The 15,900-nt window shown below is 32.2% G+C and carries 13 protein-coding genes; 8 read left to right on the top strand and 5 right to left on the bottom strand.

Translation table 11 applies throughout. From position 1 onward, the window contains the following. Nucleotides 1-80: 80 nt before the first annotated feature. Genes M9897_08550 through M9897_08540 form a run of 3 tightly spaced genes read right to left on the bottom strand, consistent with a single transcriptional unit; the run spans nt 81 to nt 4,563 of the window. Nucleotides 81-3,161 (bottom strand): ATP-binding cassette domain-containing protein, encoded by a 3,081-nt coding sequence (locus M9897_08550; GenBank protein ID MCO5268930.1) that lies wholly within the window; start codon nt 3,159-3,161, stop codon nt 81-83. 22 nt (nt 3,162-3,183) lie between these two features. After that, entirely contained in the window at nt 3,184-3,615 is a 432-nt protein-coding gene (locus M9897_08545) for a hypothetical protein (protein MCO5268929.1), read from the bottom strand. Nucleotides 3,616-3,657: 42 nt separating this feature from the next. Further along, nucleotides 3,658-4,563: a hypothetical protein gene (locus M9897_08540; protein MCO5268928.1), complete on the bottom strand. Its 906-nt coding sequence runs from the start codon at nt 4,561-4,563 to the stop codon at nt 3,658-3,660. 151 nt (nt 4,564-4,714) lie between these two features. Here M9897_08540 and M9897_08535 point away from each other — a divergent pair, with 151 nt between their 5' ends. The 8 genes from M9897_08535 (at nt 4,715) to M9897_08500 (ending at nt 13,251) form a co-directional block, all read left to right on the top strand. Beyond that, nucleotides 4,715-7,066, top strand: coding sequence for a TonB-dependent receptor (locus M9897_08535; GenBank protein MCO5268927.1), 2,352 nt, complete (start codon nt 4,715-4,717; stop codon nt 7,064-7,066). Nucleotide 7,067: 1 nt separating this feature from the next. Further along, on the top strand, nt 7,068-7,862 hold the full coding sequence (locus M9897_08530) for a DUF4249 domain-containing protein (GenBank protein ID MCO5268926.1): 795 nt from the start codon (nt 7,068-7,070) through the stop codon (nt 7,860-7,862). Nucleotides 7,863-7,887: 25 nt separating this feature from the next. Then, on the top strand, nt 7,888-8,670 hold the full coding sequence (locus M9897_08525; protein MCO5268925.1) for an MBL fold metallo-hydrolase: 783 nt from the start codon (nt 7,888-7,890) through the stop codon (nt 8,668-8,670). A 101-nt stretch (nt 8,671-8,771) separates the two neighbouring features. After that, nucleotides 8,772-9,491 carry a hypothetical protein gene (locus M9897_08520; GenBank protein MCO5268924.1) on the top strand — a complete coding sequence of 240 codons (720 nt, stop codon included), beginning with the start codon at nt 8,772-8,774 and terminating at the stop codon, nt 9,489-9,491. Between the two features lie 80 nt (nt 9,492-9,571). After that, on the top strand, nt 9,572-10,036 hold the full coding sequence (locus M9897_08515; protein ID MCO5268923.1) for an FKBP-type peptidyl-prolyl cis-trans isomerase: 465 nt from the start codon (nt 9,572-9,574) through the stop codon (nt 10,034-10,036). A 70-nt stretch (nt 10,037-10,106) separates the two neighbouring features. Further along, the gene (locus M9897_08510; protein ID MCO5268922.1) at nt 10,107-11,522 is read left to right on the top strand and encodes a tetratricopeptide repeat protein; all 1,416 of its coding nucleotides are present in this window, start codon (nt 10,107-10,109) and stop codon (nt 11,520-11,522) included. Further along, a complete protein-coding gene (locus M9897_08505; protein ID MCO5268921.1) occupies nt 11,522-12,349 on the top strand; it encodes a phosphosulfolactate synthase in 828 nt (275 codons plus the stop codon). Before M9897_08510 ends, M9897_08505 begins: the two co-directional genes overlap by 1 nt. A 2-nt stretch (nt 12,350-12,351) precedes the next feature. Beyond that, the gene (locus M9897_08500) at nt 12,352-13,251 is read left to right on the top strand and encodes a hypothetical protein (protein ID MCO5268920.1); all 900 of its coding nucleotides are present in this window, start codon (nt 12,352-12,354) and stop codon (nt 13,249-13,251) included. A 38-nt stretch (nt 13,252-13,289) separates the two neighbouring features. On the opposite strand, the gene M9897_08495 is transcribed toward M9897_08500, so the two are convergent. Both M9897_08495 and yidC read right to left on the bottom strand, forming a co-directional pair. Beyond that, nucleotides 13,290-13,901, bottom strand: a complete 612-nt coding sequence (locus M9897_08495) for an L-threonylcarbamoyladenylate synthase (GenBank protein ID MCO5268919.1) — start codon at nt 13,899-13,901, stop codon at nt 13,290-13,292. Between the two features lie 40 nt (nt 13,902-13,941). Then, entirely contained in the window at nt 13,942-15,846 is a 1,905-nt protein-coding gene (gene yidC / locus M9897_08490; protein ID MCO5268918.1) for a membrane protein insertase YidC, read from the bottom strand. Between the last annotated feature and the right edge of the window lie 54 nt (nt 15,847-15,900).

The following is a 15,900-nucleotide window of genomic DNA, read 5'->3' as shown; positions in this document are numbered from 1 at the left end:
TGAGAGTTCATTAAGTATGTATTCTTCTTTTTGTGAAAGATTTAACCTAATATTAACAAATATGAAATAAATAGATTATTCTAATCTTTAAAAAGAGTAGAGATATAAAAATTGAATAGATCCATAATCTTCCTAAAGAAGTTTATATATAAGGTGATAAAGAAGAGTAGAATCATTCCCCATAATACAATTAGATTGGCAAAAAGAGTATCAATATAGAAGCCAAATATCTTTTTAATAGGAGCATAAAAATGATTTTCGAAAAATCCTTTATCACGAGATATTTTATATACAGGGTCTGCTTTTTGAATTAACTCATCATCTTCAATAATGATTTTGTTTAGTTCTCTTCGGTTTGTAACAAAATCTGAAAGAGATTCATTAAAATAATCGCTTTTCATTTGTTGGAAAGTGGAGTCTCCAATTTTAACAATCAATTCATTTTGCAGCTTGAAGTTGGTATTAACACCTCTCGTATAAATAGTTTTGAGCTTAGCGAGGTAATCGGTTAAAATAGCATTTGTTTTATCATTCCAAGTTTTGTTCTCCAAAGCTTCAATACATTCGTCACTCTTTAACTCTGGAGTAGGATTATATAAATTTCTTTCCTTCTTTAATTCTTTTAACAAGATCAATCTAGCATCTTCAGCTACTTTTACTTTATCTTTTTCTAGTGTATTAAAATAAAGAGAATAGATATTTTGTTGATTCTTAATTTCTGTCAACCAATAATCTCTCTTCCATGAAAATTCACTAATTTTTTGATGTATATCAAAGAAAGGGGCTTCGTATCGATTATCTTTAAATTGAGAAACAGCGAGAGCTTCGTATGACCAGCGGGAAGCCATAATATTTCCAATCCATGGCACACTTTCTTCTTTGGCAAACCAAGGATGTAACTTATCAAATTTCACGATAACTCCACTAAACATTAACTGAGGAATAATCATTAAGGGGATAAGAATATAAATTACCTTAGCTGAATTAAATGTAGCTGATATGTTGAGACCCAACAGATTCGCAAAGCAAGAAGTTGAGAACAAAATTAGCCAATATTCTAGCCACATTCCTTTTATTTCAAGTATAAAATTCCCAATTAAAACAAAAGAGGCAGATTGAATTGCTGAAATGGTAAACATAATTACCAATTTAGACATGAGGTAACTACCTCTAGATAAATTCAAGAAGGATTCACGCTCTAGTATGCGGGCATCTTTAATAATTTCTTCTGATGCGACTGTTAAACCGATAAAGAGCGCAACAATGGAAGACATAAATAAAAATTGAGGTAGATTTTCATTGTCTTCAAAGGAATAGGCTAATTGACCAGTTGTTGAGAAATACTTAACAAAGAATCCTAATAATATTGCTAAAAGCGGAGCTTCTAGGAAATTGATAAGCACATATTGTTTATTAGATAATTTGGAAAGCGTATCTCTTTTTAGAAAGACAATAAATTGCTTTATTCTTCCAGGTATTTTATTTTGCTTATTTAGCTTATCCGTATATCTTTCTACTTCAATTATTTTTCTTTCTTCTAAAAATCGCTCATTCCATTCCTTAGGCGAAATTTTTCTAACATCTGTAGCAGAACCATATTCGTCAATCACCTTTGACTCGATAATCTTAAATATCTGTTCAGGGTTTACATTTCCACATACAGGGCAATACCTTTCTTCACAATTGGCGTGTGCAATAACCGTTTTAAAATAAACAACGCTGTCGATAGGATCGCCGTAAAAAATAGGATAACCACCCTGATCCAAAAGGAGCAATCGATCAAACATCTTAAAGATATCTGAAGAAGGTTGATGGATAACTACAAAAATCAACTTTCCTTTCAAAGCTAACTCTTTAAGTAGGTCCATAATATTTTCAGAATCTCGAGAACTTAATCCAGATGTAGGTTCATCTACAAATAATACGGAAGGTTCACGAATTAATTCTAGTGCAATATTTAACCTTTTTCGTTGACCGCCAGAGATTGTTTTAGAGAGAGGGTTACCAACCTTTAAGTCTTTGCTATTATACAGCCCAAGAACTTTTAATAGTTCTATTACCTTGATTGTTATTTCTCTTTTAGATAATTCTTTAAAACAAAGCTGTGCATTGAAATAAAGGTTTTCAAAAACTGTAAGTTCTTCAATTAACAAGTCATCTTGAGAGATATTACCTATAACCCCTTCAATTTCTTTTGGATTTTGATGAATATCAACCCCATTTATTACTACACTTCCTTCAGTTGGTTTTAACCTACCGTTTAGTACACTTAGTAGAGTGGATTTTCCAGTTCCAGATCCACCCATGATTCCAATGAGTCCACCTCCATTTTCTTCAAAATGAATATTGTGGAGGGCAGTCTTGTGCCCCTTAAATCTGTACACTATATTATTACATGAGAAAGTTATTTTTTCCTCAGAGATATTGTCCAAGAATTTTGTAACAACATCAGAATAGTAAATTGTGCGTGATCTGGTAGTTTTAATGGAAGAACCAGGCGTAAACATATGTTGCCTTTTTGAAGGAACAATTTGCCCGTTTAAGATAATTTGGTCAGTTCCGAGATACTTGAGAAAGAATGCATTTACACTCTTCACCTGTAAGATGACGATTTCACCCTCTAAACCTTCAATAATTATTTTTTTTGATTTCTCCCAATTTACCTTTTGATCTGTAGTGATATATAAGAAATCTTCAGAATCTTTAGTGGATATCTCATCAGAAATTACAAAATCATAAATATTTTTGAATTCAGTATCTGTAATATTAAATGATTCAGCCACCGTTTTAATAAATTCAAATTCAAGTTCAGTAATGTTTTGATTAGAATTTGCAAACTCAATCAAACGTGTGATAACAATAATCTTTTGAATTTGAATAAGTTCTTTATTAATTTCCGCACAAATTCTAAGGATTTTAACAGAATTAACAGAAGTCTTTTTCTTTTTTGAGTTTTCGTCTTGTTTTTCGTGATATGTTTCAATAAATGAATCAAATACAGCGAGGTATTTATCCACTAATTCTAAACCAATTTCTTGACCAAGAAATTGCTTTACAATTTTTCTTCCTTTATTTTGATCTGTAGAGGAATCGGGTGTATCATCAACTAATGCAATGATTGCAAATAATTGCATTAAAATCTGAAGTACCTTCTCACTCATTTAAAAAATCTAAACTAAAAAGTTATTTTAAAAAACCAATCATCATAATGATACAACCTGTAATTCTTTTGTTTGTATCAAATTCAGTTTGAATACGAACAGGAATGGTATTTTCTACTTTAAAATCCCAATAAGGACTATTTGCTTGGTCAGCATTTGTAAATAAAACATTATCATCTATGTCATATATCGTGAAAATTGCATAATCATCTTTTGTTCCAGCGGAAGCAGCAATACGATAATAAGAATTTCCATATAATGTAGCATTAAATTCTGCTTTTTCATTATCTAAGAAAGCAGCATAAACTTGTCCGTCAGAAACAAATGAACGTCCATCCTTTGATGTTGACATGTATTTCTCAACCACGCGATAAATAGAATCACAATCCTGTGTGTATCCTGAGAATGCACTAAAGGCTATAAATAAAAGTCCGAAAATAAATCCTTTTTTCATATAAGTGTTTGTTATGTTATGAAGTGTGTATTAAATTAAATATTATCCCATTACAATCGTAGATCTGATTGATTGCATCTTCTCTATAATTTCCGTCATTAATTCGTCTGAGATTACAATTGTCATTTTACTTTTAATGGTTGTTAATTTTTTTGCCTTATCAGTTACTGGTTCAATATATTCATAATTTGTCTCGATTTGAGAAAAAGAAGTTTGTAAATCATTAAAAAGAGTAATGTATTTATCATTCGCTCCGTCTGAATTATATCGTTCTAATAATTCTAAAATAGTTGTTAAACTCTGTTTTTGTTCTCCAATTCTAATTAAAATCTCATTATTTTTTGAAGAGTTATAGATTTGAGTAGCTAAATACATAGACTCTACCCAACCACCTGTTAAGATAAGAGCAGACATATTCTTTCTATCATTCTCTTTTAAGAAATTATCTGCTTTACGTAAACCATGAGAGATGAGTACTAATAAGCTATCTTCGTTACTTGTATTATTCTCAAAACGTTTAATGAAATTTTTATCAAAAGCACCAGAAATACCTAAATCATTTGCTAAAGATTCCACTAAACTCATATAGTTAATAGATTTCGCGCTTTGGTTATATAAAGATACATATCCTAAGTCTGCACTATAAACCCCCAAATTGATAGCTTTCATATCTTCTTGAACATATTTACTAATGTTATCTTTGTTGTTTAATAATGTCTCATTGAATGGGAGTGACAAAGATTTTATCAATAACGCTGTTTGTATAGGAGAAGGGATAGAAAATAATTTTCCATCGAAATTAGCATTAAAAGAACGATCTGGATTAAATACTTCTTTAATCGTATCATTTATTGAATTTCCATTAGAATTGTTATCATCTTTGCATGAGTTAGCCATCAATAAAAGTGTGATAAGTCCAAAAATCAAGTATATTTTCTTATAGGTCATAGTAAATTTGTTAATTTTAAACGCTAAGATATAAAAAAAATAGAATACAATCTTTTTTAGACAATAAATTTATAACAACTTATTTTTATAATTTTGTATCTAAATAAGTAATGTAATACTAATTTATTGTTAAATTAATTAAATTGATTAAATGCAAAATATCCTAAGAATTAGTTGTGCGCTATTTCTTTTTTTCATTTCAACAATATCGCTAATCAACGCTCAAAAGATTACCATCAGTGGTAGGATTACCGATGGCAAAAGTGGTGAAGATTTATTTGGAGCAACTGTAGTTGTGAAAGAACTTTCAAATACAGGCGCTAGTACTAATGTATATGGCTTTTATTCCCTTACGATTCCATCTGGAGATTACACACTGATTTATCGCTATTCAGGAATGGAAAATTTAGAAATTCACAAGAATTTTTCTAAAGACACTACTATTCATATTGAATTATTTACCCCAAAAGATGTACAACAATTAGAAGAAGTGAAAATCACTTCCCAAAAAGGAAACCATAATATTACTTCCTCTCAAATGGAGGTGACCCGACTAACACCTGATGAAATCAAAACAATTCCTGTTATTTTTGGAGAACAAGACATTATGAAGACACTTCAACTTACGCCAGGCGTAAAAGGGGGAGGCGAAGGTAGTTCTGGTTTTTACGTGCGCGGTGGGGGTGCGGACCAAAATTTAATTCTTTTGGATGAATCTATTGTATATAATGCTACGCATTTAATGGGATTCTTCTCTGTATTTAACTCTGATGCGATAAAGGATGTTGCCCTTTATAAATCTGGAATTCCTGCTGAATACGGAGGAAGGGCTTCTTCTGTAATGGACGTATATATGCGTGATGGAAGTCTAAAAAATTATTCGGCCACAGGGGGAATAGGATTGATTTCTTCGCGACTAACCGTGGAAGGCCCTATAGTGAAAGATAAAGGATCTTTTATAGTATCGGGAAGAAGAAGTTATGCTGATATTTTCTTAAAACTTTCCAAACAAGATATGCTTAAGAAAACCAAACTTTACTTCTATGATGTGAATGCTAAATTGAACTATAAAATTGGCGAAAAGCACCGTATTTATTTGTCTGGATATTTTGGAAGAGATAAATTTGATTTTAATAAAGACTTCAGTTTGGATTGGGGAAATAAAACGGCAACTCTTAGGTGGAATGCTGTGATTAGTGACAAGATGTTTGTGAACACTTCCTTTATATTTAGTCGCTTCGATTACAAATTTACAGTTACCCATAATGAATTGAAAATAGGAATGCATTCGTCTATAACAGATTATAATCTAAAACAAGATTATACTTACTATATAAATACGAACAACACATTGAAATTTGGAGTAGTAGGAATACACCATACATTTCAGCCTGGCTCTTTAGAAGGAGATGGATTGGCTTATGGAGTAAATGAAATAAAACTAAAAGATAGACATGGACTAGAACTTGGCGCATATATCCAAAATGAACAAAAAATTGGAAATAGGATTGCATTAATGTATGGTTTACGTTATTCTGGCTTTAACTATATGGGTAAAGGAACAACCTATGAGTTTGATGAAGAGGGTAATGTTACCAAAGACCAAGACTACAAATCATGGGAATCTATCAAATATTATCACGGGTTGGAACCTAGAGCATCTGCTAGTTTTATCATTACAGAAGCTACATCTATTAAACTAGGATACAATAGAAACTTCCAATATATTCATCAACTATCAAATACAACTACGAGTAGTCCAACGGATTTATATATACCAACATCTAACAATATAAAACCACAAATAGGTGACCAAGTAGCCTTAGGTTTTTATTATAATTTCAAAAAAGATGAGTACCAAACTTCAGTAGAAACTTATTATAAATGGCTACAAAATCAAATTGACTATAAACCTATGGCCGAATTGATGCTAAATGAAACCTATGAAAATCAGTTAGTATATGGAAAGGGAAGGGCTTATGGAATCGAATTTCAGGTAAAAAAAATCAAAGGAAAATTCACAGGATGGGTAAATTATACACTATCCCGAGCACTTCGTAAGTTTGATGTAATTGATGAAGGAGCCGAATTTCCCGCTCGTCAAGACAGAATCCACGATGTGAATGTAGTATTGATGTATTCTATTAATAAAAAATTGGATGTGAGCGCCAGCTTTGTATATTATACAGGAGATGCGGTAACATATCCTAGTGCTATTTATGAGATAGAAGGATTCAAAGTTCCTTATATTGGGAAAAGAAATGCAAATAGACTTCCTGATTATCACCGTTTAGATATTGGATTAACATGGTATTTGAAAGAACGAAAGCATTTTGAGCACAGTTTGAATTTTTCAATTTATAATGTATATAATCGAGAAAATGCTTTTTCAGTTCGCTTTACTGACGATTATAAAGATAATCCTAAGGGAAATATTGAAGCAGTACAGACTGCATTATTTAAGATAATCCCTTCGATTACTTATAACTTTAAGATTAAATAGTATGAGAAAAATATGTATATATATGTCATTGTGCTTGGTCGTTTTATTTACATCATGTCAAAAAGTGATTAAGTTAAAAGTCCATGACTCAGACCCGATAATTGTTATAGAAGCTTTATATAATGCTAATAAAGAAGAAGTCTTTGTGAAAATTTCAAAATCTATTAATGTTTTTGATGAACCTCAATTTCCTTCCATTACTGGTGCTGTAGTAGAAATATTCGATGAAAATGGAGTGTCTTCTACTTTGGCAGATCAGGGCGATGGAACTTATTTATTGAGCAACTACGTTCCTGTTTTTAATAGCGTATATAAAATGAGAGTTCAGATTCAGGGAGAAGAATACACTTCGTCTGATCGCTTAATGCCTGTTGTTCCTCTCGATTCTATCGTAGCAGATTTTGAGCCTTTTACCCCAATGGGAGAAGGTTATGTTACCTTTTTATCTTTTATGGATCCGGTTGGACCTAATTATTACAGGGCAATCCGTACGGTTAACGACACATTGAAAGATAAAGTAGGCGACTTACATTTATTTGATGATGGTTGGACAGATGGAAATCAACAAAAAGCACCTATGATTTTTGAATTATTTAAAATAGGTGATTCTGTAAGTGTAGATTTAATCTCTTATAGTGAAAAATCTTTTAAATACTATCTGGGATTATCAGCCACAGCAGGAGGATCAACTTCATCGCCTGCGCCAGCAAACCCTCCTAAAGACTGGACAAATGGAGCGTTAGGACATTTCACCGCTTTTGGCTACGATACCAAAAAGAAAATAATAGGTGAATAAGGGGGGATCTTTATGATTATAAAAGATGAATGAAACTTTTACTGTTACAATATTAGGCTCAGGAACATCCCAAGGAGTACCACTTATTGGTTGCCAATGCCCTGTATGCACATCTACTGACAGTAAAGATAAACGTTTAAGGAGTTCTATACTGATATCATGGGATCAACAAAACTATGTAATTGATTCGGGTCCTGATTTTAGACAACAAATGCTTCGAGAAGATATACGGAGCCTACGCGCTGTTTTATATACCCACGAGCATAAAGATCATATCGCAGGTATGGATGATGTTCGAGCATTTAATTTTATTGAAAAAAGAGATATGGAACTCTATTGTTCAACAGAAGTTAGTGTCGCTTTAAAACGAGAGTTTTATTATGCCTTTGAGGAACATAAATACCCTGGAGTTCCACAAGTAAACCTTAATATTATTGAAAATCGTCCCTTTCAACTTCCTAATGGACCCGTTGTAACTCCCATCTTAATGTATCACTATAAAATGCCTGTTTTTGGCTTCCGTATAGAGAATTTTGCATACCTAACCGACTTTAAAACTATTTCACCCGAGGAATTAGATAAACTAAAAGGTGTGGAGTATTTAATAATAGATTGCTTGCGTGAAGAACCACATATTTCTCATTTAAATCTAGAAGAAGCATTAGAAATTATTCGAATTTTGGATCCAAAAGAGAGTTATTTAACCCATATTTCTCATTCTTTTGGAAAAAATATAGATATTCTTAAAAAACTCCCAATCAACGTGTACACTGCCTTTGACGGACTAAAATTAACCATTCATGATTAAAATCAACCGTTTATTTATAAAAAAACCGAACTTTAATACAACATAATTTTCATTTATACGTTAAACGAGATAATTTTTTAAATATTAATTAAATTTAAACTATGAAAAAAGTTGTTATGACTGGTTGCTTAGCAATCGCGTTGCTATTTGCTGGTAGAGCAAATGCACAAACGTATGCAGAAGTTGAAAAAACTACATCAGAGACTCCTTGGTCTATTGAGATTACTTCTGGAAACCTTGTCAATGGTTTCAATTGGGGAACAGCTTCGTTAAGAGGTCGTTATTTTATTAGTGATAAATTGGGTATTCGCCTTCAACTAGGATTGGGAGATGGTTCTGGTAAGCCAATGACTGATAAAAATAATTATTATGAAAATGCTGATGGAACTGGAGGTGTTGGTACTGAAAAGATTAGCCGTTCTGCTGTTTCTTTACAAATTGGCGCTGAATATCATTTTATCGGAACTAAAAAGCTAGATCCTTATGCAGCATTGGGAATTGATTTTGGTTTTGGTGGTCAGAAATCTGAAGGCGATAAAGTAGATCCCGTTTTAAGTGCTTATAATAAAGATTACAAGTACAATGGAGCAGGAAAATACAGCTCAATGGGTGGAACTTTAGCTTTAGGTGCTGACTTCTATTTTGTTGAAAATGTATTCATTGGACTTGAGGCTGGATTAGGATTTCACGCTCTAAGTTTCAAAGATGCGGAGAGCGAAGTAACAATAACTGGAATTCCTCCAATAAAGAATGTTACTCCTGCATATAAAAGAAATCACTTAGGAACACATGCTGTTGTTCGTCTAGGTTGGAGATTCTAATCGTTTATTTTAGAATATTTAACAGAGGATTACAAAGTTGTAGTCCTCTTTTTTTTTGTACATTTACACAAAATTAGTATATGAATAAGATAGTCTATGTTTTTATTGCTTTACTCACTTTATCTATGATGAGTTGTAAAAAGGGGATTACGGAAGAAGAGCAATTAGAGAAGGATATAGAAGAAATAGAATCATATTGCAAAGAATATAATTTAGATGCAAAAGAGATAATCAAAGGCCTATATTATGTTTCAATCCAAGAAGGAACAGGTAATCATCCAAAAGACAAGGATAATGTACTAGTAAGATATAAAGGATACACAACTGATAATAGTGTATTTGATCAAAGCGGTGAAGAAGGGATTTCCTTTAATTTAAGAAATGTAATAGAAGGATGGACAAGAGGTATTCCTCAATTTAAAGAAGGAGGAAGCGGAATATTGTTAATAGCTTCTAAATACGCTTATGGAAAACAAGGTGCGAATGGTATTAAGCCTAATACTGTGCTTGTGTTTGATGTGGAATTATTGAGTATTCTGTATTAAACTTTCATATGTTAATATTTTCCTTAATAGAATCGTAGGTGGGTGGTGAATAATTTTGTAAATTAGTAACATGTTTGACGAAGAAAATGACGATAATTTTGAGGCTGACTTTCATGAGCAGCTCGCTGCTCTAGATGCAATGTATATTAACGATAATTACACCTATCTAGACCCTGAAAATATCGAATTTCTTTTAGATCATTTGCTAATTTCAAATCAAATAAAGAAAGCAATGTGGTTGACAGAAAAGTCATTAGAACATTTCCCACAAAATAGTTTATTCTCTATACGTCTAGCTCAAATACATTCGCTTCAGGGTGACTTTACCATTGCGCTTAAAATATTGATGCGGATAGAGCAATTAGAGCCTTTAAATTTAGACGTGCTAGTAGGATTGGCTACATGCTATAGTCAGTTAAAGAATAGTGACTTATCTATAAAATACTATCGAAAAGCTTATGAAGTGGCTGGGTTAGAAGAAAAAGAAGATGTGGCTATAGATTTTGCAATTGAATTAGAAAAGAAAGAAGAATATAAAATGGCTATTTCCTTATTGGAACAAGCGATTAATGATATTGGCATAAGTGAATCTATCGTATATGAAATAGCACATTGTTATGAAAAACTAAATGAATATGACAAAGCTGTTCAATGCTTTCTAGATTATATAGATGATAACCCATATTCTTACATGAGTTGGTATAATTTAGGAAACACGTATTCAAAGATTGGTAATTCAGAAAAAGCTATTTGGGCGTATGAATACACAATTGTGATTCATGAGGATTTTATTCCAGCATTGTATAGCCTAGCTACCGCTCATTTTGATGCTGACAACATTGAAGAGGCTTTAGAGAGTTTTTATAAATGCCTCGAGATTGATGACAAAGACCCTATCATATTATGTTCAATCGGTGAATGTCACGAAGAATTAGGAGATCTAGAAGCTGCTTATGATTATTATTCTCAAAGTTGCGAGTTAATGCCAAACTTAGGAGAAGCCTGGCTAGGAAGAGCTATAGTAAGTAAACTTCTCGGAATGTTTCCAAGAGCAATTCAAGAGATTAAACTAGCTATCGATATAGACGGCAACAATCCAGAGTATTGGGAAACACTAGGGGACATTTATCAGAGTGATTTTCAAATGGAATTGGCATCGGAGGCTTACAAAAATGCATTTGAATTAGCTCCTTTTGATGATAATATCATTGAAGAATATTTGCTACATCTTTTAAATAATGAAAGTATAGAGCAACTCTTAGGAGCGTTTGACCATCCACTAATGGATAATAAAGGAGTAGCTAAAATTATATATTGCTATGCAAAATGGAAAAATGGTGACCAAACAGAGTCTTTACTGATTTTTGATGAGTTACTACAAGAAGACATTAAATATGCAAAAAAATTCTTTTCATTTTTCCCTGAAATGAAAGAAGAATCTTACTTTTGGAACCTAATGGAAGAATTTAAAAAACGAAATAAATAATGAATAATTTTGAATTAACATACATCCCTAATAGAGAGAGCAAACCTAGAAACAAAGGTATCACCATGATGATGGATAAGGGATTAAGTCTAAGAGAAGCTGAAAACTTTATAGAAGCAAATGGAGAATTTACAGATGTAGTTAAATTAGGTTTTGGTACTGCCTTCATAACAAATAAACTTGAAGAAAAGATTAAACTCTATAAAGACAATGGAATTCGTCCATATTTTGGAGGAACATTATTTGAAGCCTTCTATGCAAGAGGTATCTTTAATGATTATCAAAGAATGTTAGATAAATATGACCTTGATTTGGTAGAAGTTTCTGACGGAAGTATCATTATTCCTCACGATGAAAAATGCGAAATCATACAAACCTTATCACAAAATAGAACAGTTCTTTCTGAAGTTGGCTCAAAAGACTCAGGTATTCTAATTTCTCCAGGAAGATGGATTAAAATGATGAGCAATGAATTAAGTGCTGGTTCTTGGAAAGTTATTGCTGAAGGAAGAGAAAGTGGTAACGTAGGAGTGTTTAGACCTAATGGAACAGCCCATACTATGCTGATTAATAAAATTATCGCAAAGGTAAAACCAGAAAATATATTGTGGGAAGCTCCTCAGAAAAACCAGCAAGTTTGGTTTATAAAATTATTTGGTGCAGATGTGAATCTTGGAAATATTGCTCCAAACGAAGTTATTCCTTTGGAATGTTTACGTATAGGATTAAGAGGTGATACATTTTTCGAAAGTTTACCAGCTGATTATGCAGCAAGATTAAAACAAGTCGATTCAGATGATCCTGAAGCAGATGATGATGGAGAATAGTTTTGATACAAAAAACAAAATATCTTGACAATATCCAAACTATAGTTGGCCATAACGGGGCAATCTATGATATTATCTATCAGGATGGATTTCTATTTACTTCAAGTGCCGACAAATTTGTTGCACAATGGGATGTAACAACAGGACAACAAACTAATTTTTCAATTAAATCTGATTTCTCTGTTTACAATATAGATTATTCTCCCACATCAAATCTATTAGTTTTAGGAAATAATAGGGGAGAGATTCATGTAATAGATCTAGCTAAGAAAGAGGAGATAAAGCTCATCCAACATCATAAGAGTGCCGTATTTTCAGTAAAGTATTGTAGTAAAAATAATCAGTTTTATACGACTGATAAAGATGGGGTTTTTTGTGCTTGGGATGGAAACACCTTGGATTTACTAATAACTCTTCCATTTGCTTGTGGTAAAATCAGGGAGATTTCCTTGAATGAAGATGAAAGTCATCTCGTTTTATGTGGACAAGACGGTGTCGTAAGAGTGTTAGAAACCAATTTCTTTAATGTTGTCTACTCTTTTAAAGCACATGAAGATGGATTGAATTGTGCTTTATTTGATAATGAAAATCTATACACAGGAGGGAAGGATGCTTATATTCGAAAATGGAATTGGAGAGATGAGAAGCGTTTACTCAATATTCCAGCTCATAATTTTGCTGTATATGATTTAGCATTTTTGGATAATAAAACAAAAATTGTATCAGTTAGCTTTGATAAAAGCATCAAACTATGGAATGCAGAAGATTTATCAATTATTGAAAAAATTGAATTTCGACAAGGTGGGCATCGACACGTAGTTAATCGTATTGCTAAAATTGACGAAAATATGTTTGCTACAATTAGTGATGATAGAAAAATTAAAGTTTGGAAACTAAGGTAGATAATCAATATCTTATTCTAAATGCAAATTGGATTAAACTATACTTCTCCAACTCCTTGACGAATCAATACAGGCTCATCTCCCGTACAATCAATTACAGTAGAAGCTTCAACTTTACCATACCCTCCATCAATAATTGTGTTTATCTGATCGTCAAACTGTTCATATATTTTATAAGGGTCAGTATAATATTCTAAATATTCATCTTCTTCATTGTGTAAAGATGTTGTTACCAATGGATTTCCAAGTTTTTCAATAATTGCCAAAAGAATATTATTATCTGGAATACGGATACCTATTTCAGTACGATTAGTCTCAAAAAGTTTGGTTACTTCATTAGATGCATTCAAGATATAGGTATATGGACCGGGAAGCGTCCTTTTCATAAGCTTAAAAGTAGGCTGGGGAAGGAGTTTTACATACTCTTGTACTTGACTTAAATCTTTGCAAATGATAGAAAATCGTGCATGCTTAAGTTTTACATCTTTGAACTTTGCCAGTTTTGCTAAGGCATTTTTATTTTTTAAGTCACAACCAATAGCGTATACAGAGTCAGTAGGATAGATAATATTTTCACCTTTCTTTAGCTCTTTCACAATATCGTCAATAAGACGATAATCAATATTATGGTTATTTATTTCTATTAACATATCTTAAAGATACGTTATAATATATGACTGTCCAAAAAAATTATTTTCTATTCTTTAATTTTTCCTGTTGAGCCTTCTGCATTTGTTCTAATCTTTCTTGAAACTTAGATTTTCCAGCCTTCTTTCCAGATTGTTGTGCATCTGCTTTCTTTGCAGCCATTTTAGCTTTTAATTTCTCTTCATCTACAAAGAATTTCTTAATCATAATCATTGTAAGAATAGACATCAAAGTAGATATAAAATAATAAAAACTCAATCCAGAAGAATAATTGTTAAAGAAGAAAATCATCATGAATGGAAAAATATACATGATTATTTTCATATTAGGCATACCTGGCTGAGTTGGTTGTGCCATTGTACTGTTATTCAAAATTGTATAGAAGAAAGTCGTAATAGCCATTAACAAAGTAAATAAACTCACATGGTCACCATACAACGGAATATGAAATCCAAAGTCCCAAACAGAATCATAGCTAGATAAATCTTCGGCCCATAAGAATCCTTGTTGCCTCAAAGTAAACGTAGCAGGAAAAAATCTAAACACGGCAAATAGAAGAGGCATTTGAATAAGCATAGGCACGCATCCAGCTAGAGGACTGGCACCTGATTCTTTATAGAGCGTCATCATCTCCATTTGTTTCTTCATAGCATCTTCCTTGTTCGGATATTTCTTGTTCAACTCATCAATTTCTGGCTTCAAAATTCGCATTTTGGCAGAAGAAGCATACATTTTCCATTGGATAGGAGTTAGGACTAGTTTAATGATTATAGTCAATAATAAAATAGCAATTCCCAAATTAATTCCAAAGTTGGCTAACCAAACAAAGATAGGTTGGATGATATAGATATTCAACCATCTGAATAATCCCCATCCATAATTTATAATATCCTCAGAACCATTTTGGTAAGAAGAAAGAATGTCATAATCATTTGGTCCAAAATACCATTTTATCTCAGCTGTTGCACTATTGGTATTAGATAGTCCTAAATTCACAATGGCTGTATAACTCTTGATATGTGTGGAATCTTTCTCTGTATTTTCTCCAATCTTATGTATCTTTAAGAAAGAACCTTCTTTCAAGAATGCACTTTTGGGCATCATAACGGAGGAGAAGTAGCTTTGTTTAAATGCTACCCATTCAGCATCTGCCTCAAGTTTTTCCTCGTCATCAGACATCTCTGATAAGTAATCATACTTCCCTTTACTCGATTTAAAAAAGACAGTAGAGAGTCTTCTTTGCTCAGATAGTAATCTCTCTGTTTTGAGTAAATCAGCCCTCCAATCGAGGAGTACGGTATTTGGCTTAACTTCTCCGAAGCCATTTAATTTAACCTCATAGTTAATATGGTATTGGTCGGGAGTAATGTAATAAATTTGTTCAATAGTTTTATCTTCACCAAAATTCGCAATAAAAGAGATGTATTCTTCGGTTTGTTTATCCAGTTGAAAGGCTATTTCTTTCGTATTTATTTCCTTATCTTTTTCGCTGAATATCAATCCGTTGGTTGCTACTGATTCATTAAAAAGTTCAAGTGGATTAATTTCTTTTCCTTCTTTGTTCTTAGCAAAATCAGTATATGTTTGATATTCCTTAAGAAATACACTTTTTACACCTCCTCCTTTGTTGGTAAGGATAACCTTGATTTTATTATTCTCTAGAAAATAAGTTTCTTCTTGCGCATCTTGAGAGGAAATAATAGTATTTAAGGGTGCAGAAACAATACTATCATTTGATAAAGAAAGTGTATCAATCACAGAAACCTTATTAGCCTCAGTTTCTTTATTATCAGTACGCTTATCAGCTTTCTCTTTAGCAGCTTTGTCAGCTTGTTCTTGTTGAGCAATTAATTTATCTAATTCTTCGCCTGAAGGTTGGTTATAAAATGTAAAGACAACTAAAATAAGTCCTATTAATCCTAAACCAATGAGTGTATTTTTATCCATCTAAATTATTTTCTATTTTTAATAAAAGAAGTGCAAAGATACAAATTCAATTGT

Source organism: Brumimicrobium sp. (genome assembly GCA_023957385.1).
Classification (GTDB): Bacteria; Bacteroidota; Bacteroidia; order Flavobacteriales_D; family Crocinitomicaceae; genus Brumimicrobium.
The sequence above is the reverse complement of the archived record's forward strand: the minus strand, read 5'-3'. Positions and strand labels throughout refer to the sequence as shown.

Excerpts from the sequence above, each read along its gene's own strand:
- M9897_08505 (MCO5268921.1), top strand. The coding sequence starts at position 11,522 with ATGAATAATTTTGAATTAACATACATCCCTAATAGAGAGAGCAAACCT.
- M9897_08510 (MCO5268922.1), top strand. The coding sequence starts at position 10,107 with ATGTTTGACGAAGAAAATGACGATAATTTTGAGGCTGACTTTCATGAG.
- M9897_08520 (MCO5268924.1), top strand. The coding sequence starts at position 8,772 with ATGAAAAAAGTTGTTATGACTGGTTGCTTAGCAATCGCGTTGCTATTT.
- M9897_08540 (MCO5268928.1), bottom strand. The coding sequence starts at position 4,563 with ATGACCTATAAGAAAATATACTTGATTTTTGGACTTATCACACTTTTA.
- M9897_08545 (MCO5268929.1), bottom strand. The coding sequence starts at position 3,615 with ATGAAAAAAGGATTTATTTTCGGACTTTTATTTATAGCCTTTAGTGCA.
- M9897_08515 (MCO5268923.1), top strand. The coding sequence starts at position 9,572 with ATGAATAAGATAGTCTATGTTTTTATTGCTTTACTCACTTTATCTATG.
- M9897_08530 (MCO5268926.1), top strand. The coding sequence starts at position 7,068 with ATGAGAAAAATATGTATATATATGTCATTGTGCTTGGTCGTTTTATTT.
- M9897_08550 (MCO5268930.1), bottom strand. The coding sequence starts at position 3,161 with ATGAGTGAGAAGGTACTTCAGATTTTAATGCAATTATTTGCAATCATT.
- M9897_08495 (MCO5268919.1), bottom strand. The coding sequence starts at position 13,901 with ATGTTAATAGAAATAAATAACCATAATATTGATTATCGTCTTATTGAC.
- M9897_08525 (MCO5268925.1), top strand. The coding sequence starts at position 7,888 with ATGAATGAAACTTTTACTGTTACAATATTAGGCTCAGGAACATCCCAA.
- M9897_08535 (MCO5268927.1), top strand. The coding sequence starts at position 4,715 with ATGCAAAATATCCTAAGAATTAGTTGTGCGCTATTTCTTTTTTTCATT.
- yidC (MCO5268918.1), bottom strand. The coding sequence starts at position 15,846 with ATGGATAAAAATACACTCATTGGTTTAGGATTAATAGGACTTATTTTA.